A 21322-nucleotide genomic window follows, 5' to 3' on the forward strand; every position below is an offset into this window, starting at 1 on the left:
GCAGTCATGAGCGCCCCTATGAAATTTTTGCGCCCTGCCCTTCTTGGTCTGTCCTGCCTGATAGCTGTACCCGCTCCCGCAGCCACTGATCTACCGTCGCTAGGGGATGCAAGCTCTTCAGTTGTCTCTCCTGAACAGGAGTTTCAGCTTGGCCGCACCTGGTTGAGTATGCTCAGGGGGCAAGTCACGACACTGACCGACCCACAACTCAAGCAGTTCGTGGAAAGCAGTGTTTATAGACTGGCCGAGACGAGCCAGATTCAAGATCACCGCCTCGTATTCATCCTGATCAAAGACCCACAAATTAACGCATTTGCTGCCCCCGGTGGGGTCGTAGGCGTCAATGGGGGGCTATTCCTGTATGCCCAGACCGAAGCTGAGTATGCAGGCGTCCTCGCGCACGAATTAGCCCACCTGAGCCAGCGGCACTTTGCACGAGGCGTCGAAAATCAGAAGCGCATGCAACTACCGTTGATGGCAGCCATGCTGGCCGGCATTGTGGCCGCTGCTGCTGGCGGTGGTGATGCCGGTATCGCAGCGATTGCCTCTACACAGGCAGCCGCCATACAAAGTCAACTCCGCTTCTCTCGTCAGAACGAGCAGGAAGCGGACCGGGTAGGCCTGATCAACTTGGCTAAGGCTGGCTATGACCCACGAGGCATGCCCAATATGTTTAGCCGATTGGCTAGGCAATACCGTTACGATCAGCGACCACCCGAGTTTCTCCTCACCCACCCGGTAACAGAGAATCGCGTTGCAGATACTCGTAACCGTGCAGATCAGTATCCCGCAGGAGGACGAGAAGACAGCCTGCAGTATCAACTGATGCGCGCAAGGGTTCAGCTGCTTTTCGAGGAAACTCCAGGCATAGCCGTCAAGCGCTTTCGTGCCATGTTGGATGAAAACCCAAAGTTGGAAGCAGCACGTTATGGCCTTGCTGTTGGCTTGACTCGCCTCGGCCAGCTCAATGAAGCACGCGAAACGCTTAAGCCTTTACTGGATGCCTCTCCAAACGATGTCACGTACAACCTGGCCCAGATCGAGCTCGACATTACCAATAACCGGCTGCCTGACGCACAAAAGCGCGTAGCGAGAATGATGGAAATGTATCCCGATAACTTCGCGGTCAACATGCTACAAGCCGATCTACTGGTTAAGCTCGATAAGCCCAAGGATGCCAGCGCTTTACTGGACAAGGTAATCAAAGCGCGCCCACTGGACCCTGATGTATGGTACCGGGCTGCAGAGGTGCGCGGCCAAGCGGGTCAGCTGATAGAGGTCCATCAGGCCCGTGCCGAATACTTTGCCCTGACAGGTGATTATGATCAGGCCATACAGCAGCTGGGATTTGCAAAACAGCGTGCTTCAAATAATTTTCAGTTAGCGGCGCGGATAGATGCACGTCAGCAGGAAATAATTACGCAAAAGCGAACTGCTGAAGAAATTATGTGATAGGAAACAGGACAGGAAACGCCCATCAGGCGTTTCCTGTCTGCCTTAATCTTGCTGCCTGGGTAAAGTCCAGCATGCGCTTGAGTGGTTTTACTGCCCTAGGTATCAGGGAAGGATCAACCAGAACCTCACCGCTACCCTCCTGCAAACAGGCCAGCGTACGCTCCAAGGTATTCATGGCCATCCAAGGGCAATGCGCACAACTACGACAAGCAGCACCATTACCCGCCGTAGGCGCCTCAATGAATACTTTGTCAGGACACAACTGCTGCATTTTGTAAAAAATGCCTTTATCCGTTGCGACAATAAACGTCGAGTTGGGCATCGTCTGTGCAGCCTTGATCATTTGACTGGTTGAACCAACCATGTCTGCCAGCTCGATCACAGCCTCAGGAGATTCGGGATGCACCAGAACCGCAGCATCAGGATAGAGCGATTTGATATCAGTCAGCTGAGAAGACTTGAACTCCTCATGAACGATGCAGGCGCCATCCCAAAGCAGCATATCGGCACCTGTTTCCCGCTGAATGTAGCGGCCTAGATGACGGTCCGGTGCCCAAAGAATAGGTTCGCCGTTATCCATCAGGTGCTCAACGATATCCAGGGCACAGCCAGAGGTTACAACCCAATCTGCCCTGGCTTTTACGGCAGCTGAAGTATTGGCATAAACTACTACCGTCCGCTCGGGATGCTTATCGCAGAACGCAGCGAACTCCTGAGCTCCGCACCCGATATCCAGCGAACAAGTAGCCTCCAGCGTAGGCATGAGCACTCGCTTCTCGGGATTGAGAATCTTGGCAGTTTCTCCCATGAAACGCACCCCTGCCACCACGACGGTAGAGGCCTTATGCTGGTTACCAAAGCGTGCCATTTCGAGCGAGTCTGCCACGCACCCGCCCGTTTCCTCGGCAAGCGCTTGCAGAATGGGATCGGTGTAGTAATGCGCAAGTAGAACAGCGTCACGCGCCTTGAGCTCAGCTGCAATGGCATGGCTAAAATGCTCTGTTTCAGCTGCACTTAAAATTTTAGGCTGCTTAGCCGCGAGATGGGCTTGAACCAGAAGTCGTTCCGAGATTTGCGACATGCTCGCTACACCCAAACGCTAAAGGGACAGAAGGAGTGTATCGCCAGGAAGCGGCGATCTAAGGAAACAACAAGGGGAGGAAAATGGTGGGTCGTGTAGGATTCGAACCTACGACCAATTGGTTAAAAGCCAACTGCTCTACCGACTGAGCTAACGACCCCGAAAGCGAGTGCTATAATAATGATTTCTTCTGGATAATCAATACCCTAGCGCAACTTTTTTAAAAAATATCGCGTTGGATCTTCAAGGTGTGCCGCACGGAATCCTTCTGCACGCAAGCGGCAACTGTCACATCGCCCACAGGCACGCCCTTCGTCGTCAGCCTTGTAGCAGGAGACGGTTAGGGAGTAGTCCACCCCATTCGCGACGCCCCACTGGATAATCTCAGCCTTCGACATGAACTGGAGCGGTGCTATGATTTTAAAGCCATTGCCCTCAACGCCCGCCTTGGTGGCAAGATTAGCCATACGCTCAAAGGACTCAACAAATTCAGGGCGGCAATCTGGATAGCCTGAGTAATCCACCGCATTAACACCAATAAAGATATGCTGAGCCTCGAGCACCTCAGCCCAACCCAAGGCAAGCGAAAGAAAAACGGTATTACGGGCAGGTACATAGGTGACAGGAATACCCTCGGTAGGTGCTTCCGGCACATCGATAGTGCTATCGGTCAACGCCGAGCCGCCAATACCATTCAGGTTCAGACCGATCACTTTGTGTTCGACCACACCCAACTGAGTTGCCACACGTTCAGCGGCCTTGAGCTCGGCTCTATGACGTTGCCCATAATCAAAGCTCATGGTGTAGCAGGCAAAGCCCTCAGCCCGAGCCATGGCGACAACCGTGGCAGAATCCAGACCACCAGACAGCAAGATAACGGCTTTTTTCTGGTTCATATCAATGTCCTGGCTCGTCATTCCAAAGAATTTTATGCAGCTGCAACTGAAAGCGTACCGGCAGATTGTCTTCTACAATCCACTCAGCCAACTGACGCGGGGTAACCTGCTGATGGCTAGGGGAAAACAACACCTCATCCACCCGCTCATCAAGGCGATACTGAATCAGCTTAGACACAGCCCACTCGTAATCTTCACGTGAGCAAATCACGAACTTCACCTGATCGTTTGGCGTAAGATGATCAATGTTGTCGTACAGATTGCGAGAGACCTCAGCAGAGCCGGGCGTCTTCAGATCGACGACCTTGACGACTCGCCGATCTACAGGCGCGACGTCGAGCGCACCACTGGTTTCAAGTGACACCTCATAGCCAGCGTCACATAGGCGCTCTAGCAGGGGTAAGCAGTTTGGCTGGGCAAGCGGCTCGCCTCCTGTTACACACACATAGCGAGGCTTATACTGAGCGACACGCTCAACGATTTCGTCCAGCGACATGATCTGGCCGCCGCTGAAGGCATAAGCCGTATCGCAATATTGGCAACGCAAGGGACAGCCTGTAAGGCGCACGAAAACAGTTGGCAAGCCAGCTGTTCGTGTTTCCCCCTGCAGCGAGTAGAAAATCTCGGTAATACGCAGAGTATTTTGTTGCATGTAGGCCACGGGCGTGACAGCGATACAGGCCGTCCGCCTCCGTTGCGAAAAAAGGGAGGCGGATTCTAACGAAAAAACCTGCCGTTAGGGCAGGTTTTTGAGATCACGCTGGGCTAATTGTGCGGCAGACGATCCAGGATACTGCGCAATGACCTGTTGGTACATTGCTTTAGCCTTGTCTCGATTTCCAAGCCGCTGCTCAACATCAGCCAGCTTGTAAAGAGAGTCTGGAACCTTGGGATGATTTGGGTAAGCCTGACTTACGCGTGCAAACGCCTGTCCTGCGGCTTGTAAATCCCCGGAAGCCATATTGACTTCGCCTAACCAATATTGGGCATTTCCCGCATACTGGCTATTGGGATACTTACGCAGAAACGCTGTAAAGGCTTGGCTTGCCTTGGCAAAATCCTTTGCCTTGATCAGATCAAAAGCCGCATCGTAATACAGCTTTTCCTTTGCGGGATCACCAGGCTCGCTGTTGGCCTGAGAAGCTGGCGGAACAGGTGCGGCGTTCGCATTGATGGCCCCTGCAGACGAACCAGCATCATTACCACCAGTGGCATTCGCTGGCGCTCCAGAAGAAGCACTTGCAGAAATTCGCCGATCAAGGTCCTGGTAACGTTCCAGTCCTTGCTGTTTTAGCTGATTGATTTCATTTTGCTGCTCTTCAACCTGACCACGCAGGCGCGCAATATCATCCTGCATCTGCTGCAATTGCATGAAGAGCTGCCCCTGTGCAGAGACAGGGGCGCTAGCGCCCCCATCCCCTGCATAGGGAGCGCCTTGGGTGCTATAGCCGGGAGTAGAACCGCTCCCACCATATCCCCCTTCCTGAACCGGTACCTGTGCCCATACAAAGGAAGTGCACAGAGCCAACGATGTCAGTACAAACAGGCGCTTCGGCATAGATCTTACTTCTTCAGCTCAACGCGACGGTTCTGAGCCCAGGACTGCTCGTCATGACCGATAGCAGCAGGACGCTCTTTACCATAGGAAACGAGTTCCAGCTGAGCCGGAGAAACGCCCTGCAGTACGAGGTAACGCTGAACAGCCTTGGCACGACGCTCGCCCAGAGCCAGGTTGTACTCACGAGTACCGCGCTCGTCAGTATGGCCTTCCAGTACAACGCGCTGACCACTAGTTTTCAGGTCACGAGCATGAACGTCCAGAGCGCGCATGGCTTCCGGCTTCAGATCGGAGCTGTCGTATTCGAAATAGAATGTAGTGATAGCACGCAGAGCGGCTTCGTCGCTCATGCTGCCATCAACGGCACCGGCGTTAGCGCCATAGCCTGCGTTTGGATCGACAGCACCGGCGCCAGCGCCAGCACCTTCACCAGAAGCATCACCACCCTTGGAAGAACAACCTACTGCAACGGCCATGGCCAAAGCCAGAGCAGCGAACTTGCCGAATTTCAGCATTTCCATCGTTAACTCCTAAAGAACCGCAAAGTGTTTTGTATAGAACAGATTATATTGCCGTCAGTTCAGGTAAGGGGACCAAGAAGGCTCGCGAACATCGCCTTGGGTGGTGGGTAGCGTAATACGCACACGTCCGTTGATGGATACAAGCATCAGTACGCCTCGGTCCTGCTGGCGGGACGCGTAGATTACCATGGTGCCATTTGGCGCAACAGTAGGCGAATCGTTAAGACTGGTGTTGGAGAGCACCCGGACGCTGCCACGCTGAAGATCCTGGGCACCAATCTGGAAGTTGGTGAAACCTTCCTGACGATGCACCATTACCAGCGTTTTTTCATCGGCAGATAGTTTAGGGTTCGCATTGTAATTGCCTACGAATGTAACGCGCTCTGCCCCACCGCCGCTAACACTGGTTTTATAGATCTGTGGTTTTCCGGAACGATCTGAAGTGAAATAGATAGTCTGCCCATCACGTCCCCAGAACGGCTCGGTATCAATCGCAGAGTCGTTGGTAACGCGACGAATCTGACGCGAATTCAGGTCCATCACATAAATCTCAGGGTTTCCATCGCGCGACAGCACGAACGCCAGGCGGTTACCGTCCGGAGAAAAAGCCGGAGCGCCATTCAGTCCTTCGAAATTGGTGAGCTGCTCACGACGACCTGTATCTACGTACTGCAGAAAGATACGTGGGCGCTGCTGTTCAAAGGAAACATAGGCGATACGCTTGCCATCAGGAGCAAAACGAGGCGACAGGATTGGTTCACGAGACTGTAGGAGTGTCACGGAACGAGCACCGTCATAGTCTGCACGCTGCAGGGTATAACGAGTGTTGTTCTGGGAAAAACGCTCGGCAGTGACGTACAGGAGCTTCGTAGAGAACGCGCCCTTGATACCGGTCAGCTTTTCGAATGACTGATCGGAAATATAGTGAGCCATGTCGCGCAGCTGATCAGTACCCCCGCCTACGCTACCCGTCATGACCTGCTGCTGTGTAGCAATGTTGAACAGTGCATATTGGATTTGCAGACGACCACCGCTGGGCACGATATTGCCGATCAGCACATAGCTGACCCCCAGTGCCTGCCAATCCTTGTAGGACACTTCGCTTGCCTGAGTCGGCAGGCTAAGCATGTTCTGCCGGTCGATGGGAGCAAAAGAGCCGGAATTGCGCAGATCGTTACCAATGATATTGGCCATATCATCGGGCAGTGGTTGACCACCCTGCCAGCCAAAAGGCACGACTGCAATCGGGATGGCCTTGTCATTGCCACTGGATACCACCAGGGGGTCGGCAGCATGGGCAGCGCCTACCAGGAACATGAATCCCAGCAGAACGATACGAATCAGGTTATTCACAGACTCAAATCCTCCGGTTTGAAGATAATGCGACGCTTGCGATAAAGCTGGTCGAACGTCGCGCGATCAAGCTGTTGCATTTCAGGTATGCGTCCCACATTGCGCACGGCAGCCACTGCCGAGCTATCGAAAGCAGAATCACCGCTAGACCGGGTTACACTGGCATTGGTTACCGTTCCGTCAGGTAGCATTTCAATTTGCACTTCCACACTCATACCGTTGCGGGCAGATGGCGGGCGGCGCCATTGCTCACTGACCAGACGCACGATAAGGTCATCAAAGTTCGACGCTACCTCATCGCCTACCTCATCAGCCATTGCCTGCTGTCGCTGCGTATCATCGGAAAGAAGCTCAGCCAACGCCTGTGCTTTCTTATCCTCTGCTGCCTTGCGTGCGGCAGCCTGAGCTGCCTTTTTCTTGGCGTCCTCAGCAGCTTTGGCTTTCGCCTGCTCGGCCGCTTTTTTCTTGGCCTCTTCAGCTGCTTTCTTTTTAGCTTCTTCAGCGGCTGCTTTTTTCTCTACCGCTTCAGCCGCTTTCTTTTGTGCGTCTTCCGCTGCTTTCTTCTTAGCTTCTTCAGCTGCTGCCTTTTTCTGAGCAGCCTCCTCAGCCTGTTTTTTTGCCAATTCAGATTTGCGCTGCTGCTCTGCGGCGGCTTTTTCCTGCGCTGCCTTTTCAGCCTTTGCTGCGGCCTCAGCTTTTGCCGCTTCGGCCTTGGCTTCAGCGGCTTTCTGGGCAGCTTCTACCTGCTGCGCCTTTCGAGCGTCCTCAGCTTTCTTTTGTTCCGCAGCTTTGGCGGCTGCCGCCGCTGCAGCAGCGGCCTGGGCCTGTTGCTCTGCTTTCTTCTGCTCCATCTGCTCGACTTCATACTGGCGAGAAGACGTTTTTTTGGCCTCTCCAGCCAGCTTCTGCTCTGTCTGCACCTGAGCAGGGCTTTTGGATTTCAACTGGACCAGAGTCGCCTGAACAATTGGCTTGGACTGTGGCAGCTCCGGTGCCATTGCCCAGCTCACAAACAGAGCGGCAAAAATGACAACATGGAGAGCCACAGCCCAAACGATAGGCCAGAAATAGCTCTCTGAAGGAGAACGCTCACGGTCTTGCATCAAGGCGCCTCGGTGATCAACCCGACATTGGGTACACCTGCCTGCTGCAGGCCGCCCATGGCTGCTGCCACTATCCCATAGTTAACAGCCTTGTCACCCCGGATGAAAACCTGGGTATCAGGTCTTGCACGCATGATCTTGGTAACCTGCTCCGTCAACTGAGGCAGGGCAACAGCGCTGGCACTGTCACGCTGCTGGTCCGTCTCGACTTCCTTACCTGTATTCCAGTAGTAAGTACCGTCCGCCTTGATAGAAATAGTCAGGATCTGCTTGTTGTTATCCTGCGGCATGGGCTGGCTGTCCGCATTAGGCAAGTCGACCTTGACCCCTTGATTGATCATTGGCGCAGTTACCATGAAAATGACCAGCAGTACCAGCATCACATCGATGTAAGGTACGACGTTCATTTCGGCAACCGGCTTACGCTTATGTCTACCCCTGGAGGACATGGTTGATACCTATTACTCGTCGCTGGTGTGGACTTTGCGATGCAGGATGGACTGGAACTCATCAGCAAAGGTGTAATAACGTCCGATCAGTGTCTCTGAGCGCGCAGCAAACCGGTTGTACGCCACTACGGCCGGAATCGCTGCAAACAAACCGATCGCGGTTGCAATCAATGCTTCTGCAATACCAGGCGCAACGGTAGCCAGCGTAGCCTGCTGTACCGTAGCCAGACCGCGGAATGAGTTCATGATGCCCCATACGGTACCGAACAGACCTACATACGGACTGGTGGAGCCGACGGTAGCCAGGAACGGCAGGCTTTGCTCAAGCTTCTCTTCTTCGCGAGAAATGGCGACCCGCATGGCACGCTGAACGCCTTCCATCACCGCGTCAGGGTCTACCCCCGCCTGCTGACGCAGCCTGGAAAACTCTTTGAAGCCAGCACGGAAGATCTGCTCGACACCTGAATCGGGGTCAGGATTGCTGCCTGCCTGACGGTAAAGCTTGGACAGGTCGATACCCGACCAGAAACGCTCCTCGAAAGTCTCCAGTGCACGTTTGGCTGCACGGATGGCATTAGCACGCTGGATAATCATGACCCATGATGTTACCGAAGCCGCTACCAGCGTCAGCATGACCAGCTGAACTACCAGGCTGGCATTGCTCACAAGGCTCCACATGGAGGAATGGTCGACAGTTGGTTCCACGCTAAATCTCCTGCTTAAATTGAGTCCGAATCGCTCGCGAATACTGTTCGCATGGCCTCAGGAATGGCCCTGGGCCTGAAGTTGTCTGAACGTACACACGCAACCGTCACATACCCTTCGCATAACAGAACACCATCGTCTCGCCGAGTCACCTGCTGATGAAAGCGCAGGCTGGCCCGGTTCAGTTCAATAACCCGAGCGCTGACCTCCAACTCGTCATCCAACCGAGCCGGTGCATGGTAACGTGCCTCACATGAATGCACGACAAATAGGATGTTTTCTTCCGCCAGGCGAGATTGAACAAAGCCTAACGCCCGCAACCGTTCGGTACGAGCACGTTCCATGAATTTGAGATAGTTGACGTAGTAGACGATGCCTCCTGCGTCGGTGTCTTCGTAATACACTCGACACCGCAGCGAATACGGCTGAGTCACATGTTGCGCGCGCATACTCTAGAACCAAGCCTTCAATTTGCCAATCAGAAATACTTGCAGTTGCAATTAATTATTATCTTCCTCAAAAAGATCAGGCACGGTTCCTGGCCCCATACGCTTGGGCACGTTCAAACCAAAGTGAAGATAAGCATGGCGGGTTACCATCCGACCCCTTGGCGTACGCATGATATAGCCCTGCTGAATCAAATACGGTTCCAAGACATCTTCAATGGTGTGACGCTCCTCACTGATTGCAGCCGCCAGGCTATCTACCCCTACCGGCCCGCCGTCGAACTTGTCGATGAGCGTCAGTAGAAGTCTTCGGTCCAGGTGATCAAAGCCGCGTGCATCCACATCCAGCAGATCCAGAGCCTGGCTTGCAATCGTATGACTGATTCGTCCCTGCCCTCTCACCTCTGCAAAATCGCGTACACGTCTTAACAACCGGTTCGCAATACGGGGAGTACCGCGGGCACGGCGAGCGATTTCCACAGCGCCTTCGGCCTCAATTGTCAGATTCAGGATTTTGGCAGAACGCGTAACGATGCTGGCAAGGTCCTCTACGCTATAAAACTCAAGCCGCTGAATAATTCCGAATCGGTCCCTTAATGGGTTCGTCAGCATTCCGGCACGCGTAGTGGCTCCCACCAATGTAAACGGTGGCAAATCCAGCTTGATTGATCGCGCGGCAGGGCCTTCGCCAATCATAATATCGAGCTGATAATCCTCCATCGCTGGATAGAGGACCTCTTCTACAACCGGCGAAAGGCGATGGATTTCGTCTACGAAAAGAACGTCTCCAGCCTCGAGACTGGTCAGCAGAGCAGCAAGATCTCCTGGCCGCTCAATTACCGGTCCAGATGTGCTTTTGATGGCAACACCCATTTCCTCAGCAATAATATTGGCAAGCGTGGTTTTGCCTAGCCCTGGCGGCCCGAAAATAAGCGTATGGTCTAGTGCCTCGCCCCGCCCCTTTGCCGCCTGGATGAAAAGACTCATCTGCTCGCGCACGACCGGCTGACCAATGTACTCGGTCAGTCTCAGAGGACGGATAGCACGATCCTGCTGTTCTTCACGATCTCGGCCCGCGGCAGAAATCAAACGATCCGGTTCAATCATGGTTACACCATGCCTTTAAGGGCACGACGAATAAGGTCTTCACTGCTGAGGCCTTCTTCAGCGATGGCAGATACTGCACGACTGGCTTCCTGCGGCTTGAATCCGAGCGACACTAACGCACTGACCGCATCAGTTTCAGCTGTTACGACAGGCTTGCCGGCAGCCGTTTCCATCATGAGCGGTGCGATAGACGGAAGGCTTTCCCATGCCTTGAAGCGATCCTTGAGCTCGACTAGCAGACGTTCAGCCGTCTTTTTGCCGACGCCGGGAATCTTAACCAGCGCAGACGCATCCTGGGCCTGAACGCAGCGCACCAGCTCGTCCACCTCAAAGCCAGACATCAGCGCCAGTGCCAGCTTTGGCCCTACTCCATTCAAGCGAATCAACTCACGAAAGAGTTCTCGCTCGCGCTTTTCAAAAAAGCCGTAAAGCAGATGAGCATCCTCACGCACGACCAGATGCGTATGCAAGGTAACTGGCTCATCCAACAACGGAAGGCGATACAACGTTGTCATGGGGACTTCCAGCTCGTAGCCCACGCCATTGACATCGATGATTACATGCGGCGGCTGTTTTTCAGCCAGAGAACCGCGGAGACGTCCAATCACAGAAATACCTATTAAAGACGCAGGCGACCACCGCGCCGGCGAGCCCCTAGAAGCCCATGAGGGGTCAGACTTTGCCGTGTATGCGCATGACAAATAGCAATCCCGAGGGCATCGGAAGCATCTATTTGGGGCTTCTCCTTTAGTTTCAACAAATGCATGACCATCATCATGACCTGTTGCTTATCGGCAGCACCTGAGCCCACGATGGCTTGTTTGACCTGGGTAGCCGTGTATTCAGCTATTTCAAGCCCCGCTTCCGCACAGGCCACAATGGCTGCACCTCGAGCTTGTCCCAGTTTTAAAGCAGAGTCGGCATTGCGCGCCATGAATACCTGTTCAATGCCCATGGTGACTGGCTCATAAAGCCCAATGACTTCCCGCACCCCTCTGTAGACGATTTGCAAACGCTCATACAAAGGGCCATTACCTGTACGAATACAGCCAGAGGCTACGTATTCGCACCCTTTACCCGTGTCCCGGATTACGCCGAATCCAGTGATTCGCGAACCAGGGTCAATGCCTAGTACCAGGGTCATCTCTATATCCTTCCCAGACCAGGCGGGAAAAAGGTGACTGCTTTAAGGAGGCTTGTACCTTTCCAGTAGCAGCCACCCCTGTTGCGCGCTGACACTATAGGGGTATCAGGCCCGTTAGCCTAGCTGCGCCATAACATCATCTGGAATTTCCGCATTGGAGTACACATTCTGGACATCATCCAGATCCTCCAGCATATCAATAAGCTTGAGCACTTTCTGGGCCGTATCCAGATCCAACGGCGTTGTCGTAGACGGAATCATGGAAATCTCGGCAGCTTCGGATTTGAAGCCAGCTTCCGTCAATGCCTCGTTTACGGCAATAAAGTCACTAAATGAGGTAAAGACGTCAACAGACCCATCATCATTGGTGACTACATCATCAGCACCTGCTTCAAGCGCCGCTTCCATGAGTGCATCTTCGTCGACGCCCGGTGCAAAGCTGATCTGCCCCTTGCGCTCGAACATGTACGCTACCGAGCCATCAGTGCCCAGGTTACCGCCGCACTTGCTAAAGGCATGACGCACCTCAGCGGCCGTACGGTTACGGTTATCCGTCATGGCCTCTACGATCAAGGCGACACCACTCGGGGCATAGCCCTCATAGGTCAGCTCTTCAACGTTATCCCCTTCGTTGGCACCTGCCCCTCGTGCAATGGCGCGATCGATGGTGTCACGTGTCATATTGGCAGTAAGCGCCTTATCTACTGCCAGGCGAAGACGCGGGTTATCCGCCGGAACGCCACCACCCTGACGGGCAGCTACGGTCAGCTCACGGATGATCTTGGTAAAGATCTTACCCTTCTTGGCGTCCTGTCGCTCTTTGCGGTGCTTAATGTTGGCCCATTTGGAATGACCCGCCATAACGAACTCCAAATCACTTTTTGACAAAGGGCAGCCTTGCGGCTGCCCGGTTGATCAATTACTCAGCTTTTGGCTGCTCACGCAAACGAATGTGCAGCTCGCGCAACGCCTTGGCATCCACTGCGCCAGGTGCCTGAGTCATGACATCGGCAGCACTCTGGGTTTTCGGGAAGGCAATAACTTCACGAATAGACTGTGCGCCGGTCATCAGCATTACCAGACGATCCAGGCCGAAGGCCAAACCACCATGCGGTGGCGCGCCAAACTTGAGTGCGTCGAGCAGGAAGCCGAACTTCTCTTCCTGTTCCGCCGCGTCAATGCCCAGCAAGCGGAACACAGCCTGCTGCATTTCCTTGCGGTGGATACGGATGGAACCACCACCCAGCTCGGTGCCGTTGAGGACCATGTCATAGGCGCGAGACAATGCATTCGCCGGATTCGCCTCGAGCTCTTCCGGTGTGCACTTGGGCGATGTGAAGGGGTGATGCAGTGCAGAGAAACTACCATCATCGTTTTCTTCGAACATCGGGAAGTCAACGACCCAGAGCGGCGCCCACTCACAGGTCAGCAGGTTCAGATCATGCCCCAGCTTGATACGCAGACCGCCCAACGCATCACTGACGATCTTGGCCTTGTCTGCGCCAAAGAAGACGATATCGCCGTCTACCGCACCCACGCGATCAAGAATGGCGTTGAGGTTCGACTCAGCAATGTTTTTGACGATAGGTGACTGCAAGCCTTCAACACCTTGGGCGCGGTTGTTGACCTTGATATAGGCCAGGCCCTTAGCGCCAAAGATACCCACATACTTGGTGTAATCATCGATCTGCTTACGGGGCATGCTGGCACCACCCGGTACGCGCAGTGCAGTTACACGGCACTTGGGATCGTTAGCCGGGCCGGCAAACACCTTGAAATCGACATCCTTGAGCAGATCAGCTACATCCACCAGCTCCAGCGGAATGCGCAGGTCCGGCTTGTCTGAACCATAACGGCGCATGGCCTCCTCGAAGGTCATATGCGGGAACTCGCCGAACTCCAGATCCAGCACTTCCTTGAACAAGGAACGGATCATGCCCTCGGTGATACCCATGATGTCTTTCTCATCGAGGAAGCTGGTCTCGATGTCAATCTGGGTAAATTCGGGCTGACGGTCTGCACGCAGGTCTTCGTCGCGGAAGCACTTGGCAATTTGGTAATAGCGATCAAAGCCCGCCACCATCAACAGCTGCTTGAACAGCTGGGGTGACTGCGGCAGAGCAAAAAAGCTGCCAGGATGGGTACGGCTAGGCACCAGATAGTCACGAGCGCCCTCGGGTGTCGCACGGGTCAGGATAGGCGTTTCCACATCCATGAAGCCCTGCTCGTCCAGATAACGGCGAATGCTGGAAGTTATGCGCGAACGCAGCTTGAGCTTGGCAGCCATCTCGGGGCGGCGCAGATCAATGAAACGGTAGCGCAGGCGTGTTTCTTCGCCCACATCGGAATATTCGTCCAGCGGGAACGGCGGCGTCTCGGCCTGGTTCAGCACTTCAAGGTCATAACCCAGCACCTCGATAGCCCCTGAGGCCATATTCGGGTTGACCGCACCCGCAGGACGCAAACGGACCTTACCCGTTACCTTGACGACATATTCACTGCGTACACGGTCGGCCTTAGCAAACGTCTCTGCCCGATCCGGGTCGAACACGACCTGAGCGAGGCCTTCACGGTCGCGTATATCCAGGAAGATAACGCCTCCATGGTCGCGACGGCGGTGAACCCAGCCGCAAAGGGTGATTTCCTGGCCGTCCAGGCTCTCGTTCAATTGGCCGCAATAATGGCTGCGCATCATGGTTGTGTTTCGCTTCTCTTGAGTCCGGAATTAAGAGATGGGGAGCAAGCATCATTCACAGGCACGTCTCGCAGAACTGCTGCAACGTAAAGCCAGCCAAAGATTGTATTCCCATCTGGTTTCTCTTGGTCAGTGGGCGATTCTATAACAATTACCAAGCCTGACGCAGCCGACCTATGACAAGCCGGCTGCCTTTTAAGAGCCTAGACTGACTTTTATAGAACCCAAGCGATTAGGCCCTCCTTGACCGGTGCTTGCGAGCATTCCATTTCCAAGGGCCTGTGTTAGGCTCCGTTTCAAATAAACATCACTGCCAAAGGAGAGCGGTATGGAAATCAATATCGGAATTGCTGAGCAAGATCGTGCGGCCATTGCAGATGGGCTCTCTCGTCTGCTTGCAGATACCTACACGCTGTATCTGAAGACCCATAACTTTCACTGGAACGTGACAGGGCCGATGTTCAACACGCTGCATACCATGTTCGAAACCCAGTACACCGAACTGGCTACCGCAGTTGATGATATTGCCGAGCGCATCCGCGCATTGGGATTCGCTGCACCAGGCACCTACTCGGCCTATGCCAAGCTATCCAGTATCAAGGAAGAAGAAGGCATTCCAGAGGCGCAGGAGATGATTCGCCTGCTCGTACAAGGCCAGGAAGCAGTCGTTCGTACCGCTCGTGGAATTTTCCCGATTGTAGATAAGGTCAGCGATGAGCCGACAGCCGATCTGCTGACTCAACGCATGCAAACGCATGAGAAGACAGCCTGGATGCTACGCAGCCTCCTGGCCAACTGATAAAAGCCCGGCAGACGCCGGGCTTTTTCATTTTTCCCTCTCATTCTGATGGCATCATCGGGCCATTGATTGAGTAGCCTTCACCTTTACGGTTAAATAACGCTGTGCGTATCTGCGCATAAGTCGATCATTCATAGCCACGCATTTCAGGCAACAACAGCGATCGACTTGCTATTTCTCCAAGGTGACATCATTGAATACGCTTACACTTGTTCACATTGCGTCTGGTGCGATTGCACTTTCGATAGCCGTGGTTTCCTCTCTACAAGCAGATAAACCCAGCTTTTTTCATCATCATGAAGCCTTGCACATGGCTTTTCTTGGTCTTCTCTTGCTGATTACGACCCCTTCCGTCAGCAGCAAAAATAAGGGAGCTACGCAAACCATCACCTCAACGCTGCTGATAGCAGCTGCATGCCTTCAAGCCCTGGAACTCTTGGCTCCTGATGCCTTTCCTGGCCTACCGCCCCTGGTCAGCATCAGCCTGCCGATTGCGATGATTGCAACGCTGGTCAAGCTGTTTGCAGCCTTTAAATCGTCCAATACAGGCAGCTACAACAAGCACAGGAAGACACGACACAACGTACAGGATGCACTTCCTGCAGAGGGCCGTGAAATAGGCACTGTAAAGTGGTTCAACACCTCGAAGGGATTCGGGTTCATTTCACGTGATCAGGGGGACGATATCTTCGTTCACTTTCGAGCTATTCGGGGCGAAGGTCATCGCGTCCTGGTAGAGGGCCAGCGTGTCGAGTTTTCCGTTATTCAGCGTGACAAGGGGCTTCAGGCAGAAGACGTGACAGTATCGTTTGCACGTTGACCCGCTCAAAGGCGGCTCCTTTGGGAGCCGCCTTTATCAACATCAATAATGAGGTGGCGGAGCATCGTCCTCGACCGCTCCTTGCGAAACCGCGATTTCAGCCTGCCTTCTCGCAAGCTCTTCGATCTGCAGCTTCATTCGATCCAGCACTCTCTGCTGCTCGACAATAATATCGTTCAAGGTCTGGATCAGATCGTCCTGAAACGCTTGTCGCATTTCCAACTCGTTGATTCGTTCTTCAACCGTCATGCTTGTCACCCTCCCACTTTTCGGCAAAAAGGGACTTGAGGTCACTCAGGCATTTTTCAAGCTCGCTTTTACTATAGGCTTTTGCAGGTCCTTTACCCCATACAGGACCCGGCCACGCTAAATCCTCTTCAAAACGAGCCACTACATGAATATGAAGTTGCTTAACTATGTTTCCCAATGTGGCGACATTTATCTTTGCCGCATGGGTGTAGTCTTTCAAACGCTGTGCAACGTATGACGATTCCTTCATCAGTTGCATCTGATCCTCTAACGACAACTCAAATACTTCGCTGATATTGGATCGCCGGGGAACAAGTATCAGCCATGGATAGTTGGCATCCTTCATTAAAAGCAACTTGCACAACGGTAAATCGCTTACCTCTACAGTATCCGCCCCAAGGCGCTCATCAAGATCAAACATAGTTACCTTCCTAACTAAAAACGGGACGGACATTGACGCCCTTGCACCAAAGCAGTTCAGCTACGCCTTTCATCTGAAAGAGCGCGCCTCAAAAGTGTGCATGTACCGAGTGCAAGTCATTGATTATCTACCCGATAACGTGCTGATGGCACTTTGTGCACACTCCTTGCTTAGCGTTCGAGCATCTTATCAAGGGGAACTCTTATCAATCCGGATGAGATTGATAAGGCATCTTTCTGATTCTAAAAAATTATAGAAAGCGCCCATAAAAATTCGATGGGAACTTTCAAGCCTGACACTAGAGTGCTATAAGTTGGCACCAACAAGAACAACCAGTCACGTTTAACGATGACTGATATTTCAATCCAAAGGAGCAATCATAATGCAAGTGATGAAGTGGAGCGTCATCGCCCTCGCCGTAGCGGCAGGGACGACCCAGATGGCATTCGCCAGTCAGCAGTCTGAATCTAAAGGCTTTATTGAAGACAGCAGCCTGACGCTGACCAACCGCAACTACTACTTCAATCATGACGGCAAGAACGGCGCAGGTGATGGTCGTGACTGGTCACATGCACTTTTGACTAACTTCCAATCCGGCTTTACACAGGGCACAGTCGGCTTTGGTGTCGATCTCTTCGCCAATATTGGTTTGAAACTCGACAAACGCTTTGGTGGTGCAGGTAACGTTCCGGTTCACGACGACGGCAAATCGCCTGACGATTGGGAGCACGTAGGCGGGGCGGTTAAGCTGCGTGTATCCAACACCGTATTGAAATATGGCCAGATGGCACCGACCGCTCCGGTATTTGCTATCGGCGGCTCCCGGATTTTCCCGCAAACAGCCACAGGCTTTAACCTGCTGAGCAGTGAAATCGAAGGTCTTAAGCTTGAAGCCGGACATTTCACTTCGGGTACAGGGCCTCGTGGACAAAGCAACCGTGAGCCTCTATACGCAGCATATGCCAGCGTTGAAGCCAAGAACGTGGACTACCTAGGCGGCAGCTATGATCTGGCTGATGGCCTAAGCGTTAGCCTTTACGGCTCTGAATTCGAAGATATCTGGCGCCAGTATTATGGCAACGTGAACTACGCCATTCCCCTAAGTGATCAGCAGGCGCTGACATTCGATTTCAACCTCTACCGCACATTGGATGAGGGTCGCGCAGATGCAGGCTCCATTAACAACACCACATGGTCGCTGGCTGCCGCTTACTCGCTAGGTGCTCATACATTCACTCTAGCCTATCAAAAAGTCCATGGTGACACTCCATTTGACTATGTAGGTGTTGGCGAAGAGAACAGCGGCGGTGACTCGATTTTCCTGGCAAACTCGATTCATGTTTCTGACTTCAACGGCCCTGGCGAAAAATCTTGGCAGGCTCGCTATGATATCAACATGGCATCCTATGGCGTTCCCGGCCTGAGCTTTATGACTCGTTATGCCAAAGGTTATGATGCTGATGGCACCAATACTGGCAACGGCTCCGCCTACGCAGGCCAGTACGGGGAAGATGGTAAGCACCACGAGTGGGATGTGGAAGCCAAATATGTTGTTCAAAGCGGCCCCGCTAAAGATCTTTCCATCCGTGCGCGTCAGGCCTTCCATCGTGGCAACAGTGATTATGCTGACGGTGATACCAACCAGTTCCGCCTGATGGTGGAGTACCCGCTGAGCATTCTGTAATACAGAACTCATTAGCAACACCTAAAATGCCCGGCCTGCCGGGCATTTTACTTTTCCCGTCACATCTACTTCTCTCTAATGCTTGCCCCTCTCGCCTGTACGGCTAGGAAAGCCCACCGTACAATGCAGTTTTCGCTGATCAGAAAAGACCTGCCCTCATGCGTACTAGTCAGTATCTTCTCTCTACCCTGAAAGAAACGCCTTCTGATGCCACTGTCATCAGTCATCAACTCCTGCTACGCGCCGGCATGATCCGCAAGCTGGCGTCCGGCCTCTATACCTGGCTGCCGCTGGGCCTGCGTGTATTACGCAAGGTTGAGACTGTTGTACGCGAAGAGATGAATGCGGCCGGCGCTCTGGAAGTACTCATGCCAGCCATTCAGCCCGCCGAGCTGTGGCAGGAATCAGGCCGCTGGGAACAATATGGCCCCGAACTGCTCCGCCTCAAGGATCGTCATGAGCGCGACTTTTGCGTAGGCCCAACCCATGAGGAAGTGATTACAGATCTGGCGCGCAACGAGCTCAACAGCTATAAGCAGCTTCCGATCAACATGTACCAAATTCAGACCAAGTTTCGCGATGAGATTCGTCCTCGCTTTGGCCTGATGCGTGGGCGTGAATTCGTCATGAAGGATGCCTATTCCTTCCATATGACCCAGGAATCGCTGCAGGAAACCTATGATCGAATGTATCAGGCCTACTGCAACGTATTCACCCGACTCGGGTTGAACTTCCGTCCTGTTCAAGCTGATAACGGATCCATTGGTGGCAGCGGCTCCCATGAGTTCCATGTACTGGCCAGCTCCGGCGAAGACGATATCGTATTCAGTGACAGTTCCGATTACGCAGCCAATATTGAAAAGGCTGAGGCGCTACCCCGTGAAACTTCACGCGGCGCGGCTACTGAAGAGCTTCGCCTGGTTGATACACCAGACACCAAAACCATCGCGGCGCTGGTAGAGAACTTCAATCTGCCGATTGAGAAGACGATCAAGACATTAATCGTACATGGCGCAGAAGAAGGCACGCTCGTTGCGCTCATCATTCGTGGCGATCATGAGCTGAACGAAATCAAGGCCTCCAATCTCGAACTTGTTGCCTCCCCTCTCGAATTTGCTACTGAGGCGGAAGTTCGTGCAGCCATTGGCGCAGGCCCTGGCTCCCTAGGCCCGCTGAACCTTCCGATGCCTTGCGTCATTGATCGCTCGGTTGCCATGATGAGCGACTTCGCAGCAGGTGCAAATATTGATGACAAACACTATTTTGGAGTGAACTGGGAGCGTGACCTGCCGCTGCCTGAGGTCGCTGATCTGCGCAATGTGGTGGCAGGCGATCCCAGCCCCGACGGCAAGGGCAACCTGGTCATCAAACGCGGCATCGAGGTCGGTCATATTTTCCAGCTTGGCACCAAGTACAGTGAAGCAATGAACCTGACCGTCCTGAGCGAACAAGGAAAGCCCGTCAAGCTCACTATGGGCTGCTATGGCATCGGCGTGTCTCGTGTCGTCGCGGCAGCCATCGAGCAGAATCATGATGAACGCGGCATCCTATGGCCCGATGCGCTTACTCCCTTCCACATTGCGCTGGTTCCTCTGAAATATGAAAACGAGCGCGTACGGGAAGTAACGGATCAACTGTATCAGGCGCTAACTGCTGCCGGTTATGAAGTCCTGTTGGATGATCGTGACAAAAAGACAAGTCCCGGCGTCAAATTTGCAGATATGGAGTTGATCGGCATTCCTCACCGGATCGTAGTAGGTGATCGCGGCCTTGCTGAAGGTACTTACGAGTACAAAGGACGCCGCGAGCAGGACAACCAGAATGTGCCGATCAATGAATTGCTGCCATTTTTGGAAGCACGCATTAATCGTTGAGCCAAGCCATGCCTGTAAGAAGCCCTTCTTTTCTCCTTTCCGTCACGCTTGCCAGTGTGACGGTGCTTTCTGGGTGCGCCAATCACTTACCGCAGCGCAGCGAGCACGAGGAGCGCGTCGATCGCAAATTGATCGAACACAGCCTGCAGATCAATGCTGGCGAAAAAGAAGTGCTCGAACTGCCACAGCGACGAATCAAGGTACTCGATCAACATCGTTATGAAGTGACTGATTTCGAAGTAACACGTCATTACGATCGGTATACGCCTTATCAGCCCTGGCGGGAGCTTTATGAGGTTCCGCTGGGAGCTGTAACACTCGTGGCAGGCATAGGCGCCAATATTCTCAATGTGCCTCTTCTTGGCAGTCTTCCTGAAAGCGCAACACATGGACTGGTCGTCTATGGGCTGGACGGCCTTAACCCGTTCATGAACGTGGCGTCCAATGGGCGCTCCGAGCAGAACCTGGCCAGCATTGATGAAAAGCAGCTCGATAAACGCGTCGAATACACCAGCCTTCCCTGGGCTGAGCGCCCCGTTGAAGTCAAGGCGGGCAAGGCTCGACATGAGCTGCTGACCGACCAAAACGGCTTTTTGCGTCTGAACCTGCTGGAAGACCCTTTTGCAGGTCATGACATCAGCGGCATTGGCAAGCTGGACATCACGGTTATCGACCCTGAAGACCAGACCAAAGCCGAGCGCACGTTAACGGTAAGCCGCAGCCTGCGTAGCAAACTTCTGGAGGCCCATGAGCTTATTTACGATGACCTTGAAGAGGACGATGTGACTCGCTGGGTTCATCGTGTAAAGCGCTTGTCTGAACTAGGCCTGGAAGAAGAATCCAGCGAACTGGAACAGAACCTGATCGAGCTGACCCACAATGATCCGGAGCTGCAAAATGAGTTTGTCACTGCATTAGCCAAAGCAACCGGAACACCCAAGACCATCAGCCAGTAAGCATCT

At 53.4% G+C, this 21322-nt stretch carries 23 protein-coding genes and 1 tRNA gene; 6 read left to right on the forward strand and 18 right to left on the reverse strand.

The window, feature by feature from the left end:
- The first annotated feature begins 18 nt into the window (after nucleotides 1–18).
- Nucleotides 19–1452 carry a M48 family metalloprotease gene (locus tag JQR90_RS13605; RefSeq protein ID WP_434140064.1) on the forward strand — a complete coding sequence of 478 codons (1434 nt, stop codon included), beginning with the start codon at nucleotides 19–21 and terminating at the stop codon, nucleotides 1450–1452.
- Nucleotides 1453–1477: 25 nt separating this feature from the next.
- On the opposite strand, the gene nadA is transcribed toward JQR90_RS13605, so the two are convergent.
- The 16 genes from nadA to aspS form a co-directional block, all read right to left on the reverse strand.
- The gene (gene nadA / locus JQR90_RS13610; RefSeq protein WP_010795174.1) at nucleotides 1478–2536 is read right to left on the reverse strand and encodes a quinolinate synthase NadA; all 1059 of its coding nucleotides are present in this window, start codon (nucleotides 2534–2536) and stop codon (nucleotides 1478–1480) included.
- Between the two features lie 84 nt (nucleotides 2537–2620).
- Nucleotides 2621–2696, reverse strand: a tRNA-Lys gene (locus JQR90_RS13615).
- Between the two features lie 46 nt (nucleotides 2697–2742).
- Complete coding sequence (gene queC / locus JQR90_RS13620) at nucleotides 2743–3432, reverse strand: 7-cyano-7-deazaguanine synthase QueC (protein ID WP_010795175.1); 690 nt, start codon at nucleotides 3430–3432, stop codon at nucleotides 2743–2745.
- Between the two features lies 1 nt (nucleotide 3433).
- A complete protein-coding gene (gene queE / locus JQR90_RS13625) occupies nucleotides 3434–4084 on the reverse strand; it encodes a 7-carboxy-7-deazaguanine synthase QueE (protein ID WP_010795176.1) in 651 nt (216 codons plus the stop codon).
- An 84-nt stretch (nucleotides 4085–4168) separates the two neighbouring features.
- A complete protein-coding gene (gene ybgF, locus JQR90_RS13630; RefSeq protein WP_010795177.1) occupies nucleotides 4169–4990 on the reverse strand; it encodes a tol-pal system protein YbgF in 822 nt (273 codons plus the stop codon).
- 5 nt (nucleotides 4991–4995) lie between these two features.
- The gene (gene pal / locus JQR90_RS13635) at nucleotides 4996–5511 is read right to left on the reverse strand and encodes a peptidoglycan-associated lipoprotein Pal (RefSeq protein WP_010795178.1); all 516 of its coding nucleotides are present in this window, start codon (nucleotides 5509–5511) and stop codon (nucleotides 4996–4998) included.
- A 54-nt stretch (nucleotides 5512–5565) separates the two neighbouring features.
- Nucleotides 5566–6864 (reverse strand): Tol-Pal system beta propeller repeat protein TolB, encoded by a 1299-nt coding sequence (tolB, locus tag JQR90_RS13640; protein ID WP_010795179.1) that lies wholly within the window; start codon nucleotides 6862–6864, stop codon nucleotides 5566–5568.
- Complete coding sequence (gene tolA, locus JQR90_RS13645; protein WP_112297631.1) at nucleotides 6861–7970, reverse strand: cell envelope integrity protein TolA; 1110 nt, start codon at nucleotides 7968–7970, stop codon at nucleotides 6861–6863. The genes tolB and tolA overlap by 4 nt, the downstream gene beginning before the upstream one ends.
- Complete coding sequence (tolR, locus tag JQR90_RS13650) at nucleotides 7967–8416, reverse strand: protein TolR (RefSeq protein WP_010795181.1); 450 nt, start codon at nucleotides 8414–8416, stop codon at nucleotides 7967–7969. The genes tolA and tolR overlap by 4 nt, the downstream gene beginning before the upstream one ends.
- A 12-nt stretch (nucleotides 8417–8428) precedes the next feature.
- Nucleotides 8429–9121 carry a protein TolQ gene (gene tolQ / locus JQR90_RS13655; protein WP_010795182.1) on the reverse strand — a complete coding sequence of 231 codons (693 nt, stop codon included), beginning with the start codon at nucleotides 9119–9121 and terminating at the stop codon, nucleotides 8429–8431.
- 14 nt (nucleotides 9122–9135) lie between these two features.
- Nucleotides 9136–9570, reverse strand: coding sequence for a tol-pal system-associated acyl-CoA thioesterase (gene ybgC, locus JQR90_RS13660; RefSeq protein WP_010795183.1), 435 nt, complete (start codon nucleotides 9568–9570; stop codon nucleotides 9136–9138).
- 51 nt (nucleotides 9571–9621) lie between these two features.
- Complete coding sequence (gene ruvB / locus JQR90_RS13665) at nucleotides 9622–10674, reverse strand: Holliday junction branch migration DNA helicase RuvB (RefSeq protein WP_010795184.1); 1053 nt, start codon at nucleotides 10672–10674, stop codon at nucleotides 9622–9624.
- A gap of 2 nt (nucleotides 10675–10676) precedes the next feature.
- The gene (ruvA, locus tag JQR90_RS13670) at nucleotides 10677–11282 is read right to left on the reverse strand and encodes a Holliday junction branch migration protein RuvA (protein WP_010795185.1); all 606 of its coding nucleotides are present in this window, start codon (nucleotides 11280–11282) and stop codon (nucleotides 10677–10679) included.
- A gap of 11 nt (nucleotides 11283–11293) precedes the next feature.
- On the reverse strand, nucleotides 11294–11818 hold the full coding sequence (gene ruvC, locus JQR90_RS13675) for a crossover junction endodeoxyribonuclease RuvC (RefSeq protein ID WP_010795186.1): 525 nt from the start codon (nucleotides 11816–11818) through the stop codon (nucleotides 11294–11296).
- 114 nt (nucleotides 11819–11932) lie between these two features.
- On the reverse strand, nucleotides 11933–12679 hold the full coding sequence (locus JQR90_RS13680) for a YebC/PmpR family DNA-binding transcriptional regulator (RefSeq protein WP_010795187.1): 747 nt from the start codon (nucleotides 12677–12679) through the stop codon (nucleotides 11933–11935).
- A 58-nt stretch (nucleotides 12680–12737) separates the two neighbouring features.
- Nucleotides 12738–14513, reverse strand: a complete 1776-nt coding sequence (aspS, locus tag JQR90_RS13685; protein WP_010795188.1) for an aspartate--tRNA ligase — start codon at nucleotides 14511–14513, stop codon at nucleotides 12738–12740.
- A 328-nt stretch (nucleotides 14514–14841) separates the two neighbouring features.
- Here aspS and JQR90_RS13690 point away from each other — a divergent pair, with 328 nt between their 5' ends.
- Together JQR90_RS13690 and JQR90_RS13695 are read left to right on the forward strand one after the other, a co-directional pair.
- Nucleotides 14842–15312, forward strand: coding sequence for a Dps family protein (locus JQR90_RS13690; protein WP_010795189.1), 471 nt, complete (start codon nucleotides 14842–14844; stop codon nucleotides 15310–15312).
- Between the two features lie 193 nt (nucleotides 15313–15505).
- Nucleotides 15506–16132 (forward strand): cold shock domain-containing protein membrane protein, encoded by a 627-nt coding sequence (locus JQR90_RS13695; RefSeq protein ID WP_434140065.1) that lies wholly within the window; start codon nucleotides 15506–15508, stop codon nucleotides 16130–16132.
- A 42-nt stretch (nucleotides 16133–16174) separates the two neighbouring features.
- Here the strand turns inward: JQR90_RS13695 and JQR90_RS13700 are convergent, their stop codons facing one another.
- Together JQR90_RS13700 and JQR90_RS13705 are read right to left on the reverse strand one after the other, a co-directional pair.
- Nucleotides 16175–16381 (reverse strand): SlyX family protein, encoded by a 207-nt coding sequence (locus JQR90_RS13700; RefSeq protein ID WP_010795191.1) that lies wholly within the window; start codon nucleotides 16379–16381, stop codon nucleotides 16175–16177.
- On the reverse strand, nucleotides 16371–16802 hold the full coding sequence (locus JQR90_RS13705) for an HIT domain-containing protein (RefSeq protein ID WP_286787518.1): 432 nt from the start codon (nucleotides 16800–16802) through the stop codon (nucleotides 16371–16373). The genes JQR90_RS13700 and JQR90_RS13705 overlap by 11 nt, the downstream gene beginning before the upstream one ends.
- A gap of 382 nt (nucleotides 16803–17184) precedes the next feature.
- Here JQR90_RS13705 and JQR90_RS13710 point away from each other — a divergent pair, with 382 nt between their 5' ends.
- The 3 genes from JQR90_RS13710 (at nucleotide 17185) to JQR90_RS13720 (ending at nucleotide 21316) form a co-directional block, all read left to right on the forward strand.
- Nucleotides 17185–18486, forward strand: coding sequence for an OprD family porin (locus tag JQR90_RS13710; RefSeq protein ID WP_150346922.1), 1302 nt, complete (start codon nucleotides 17185–17187; stop codon nucleotides 18484–18486).
- Between the two features lie 158 nt (nucleotides 18487–18644).
- Nucleotides 18645–20360, forward strand: coding sequence for a proline--tRNA ligase (locus JQR90_RS13715; protein WP_010795194.1), 1716 nt, complete (start codon nucleotides 18645–18647; stop codon nucleotides 20358–20360).
- An 8-nt stretch (nucleotides 20361–20368) separates the two neighbouring features.
- The gene (locus JQR90_RS13720) at nucleotides 20369–21316 is read left to right on the forward strand and encodes a hypothetical protein (protein WP_286787517.1); all 948 of its coding nucleotides are present in this window, start codon (nucleotides 20369–20371) and stop codon (nucleotides 21314–21316) included.
- The last annotated feature ends 6 nt before the right edge of the window (nucleotides 21317–21322 follow it).

The organism is Pseudomonas sp. JZ114, assembly GCF_051027705.1.
In the GTDB taxonomy this organism is placed as follows: domain Bacteria; phylum Pseudomonadota; class Gammaproteobacteria; order Pseudomonadales; family Pseudomonadaceae; genus Chryseomonas; species Chryseomonas luteola.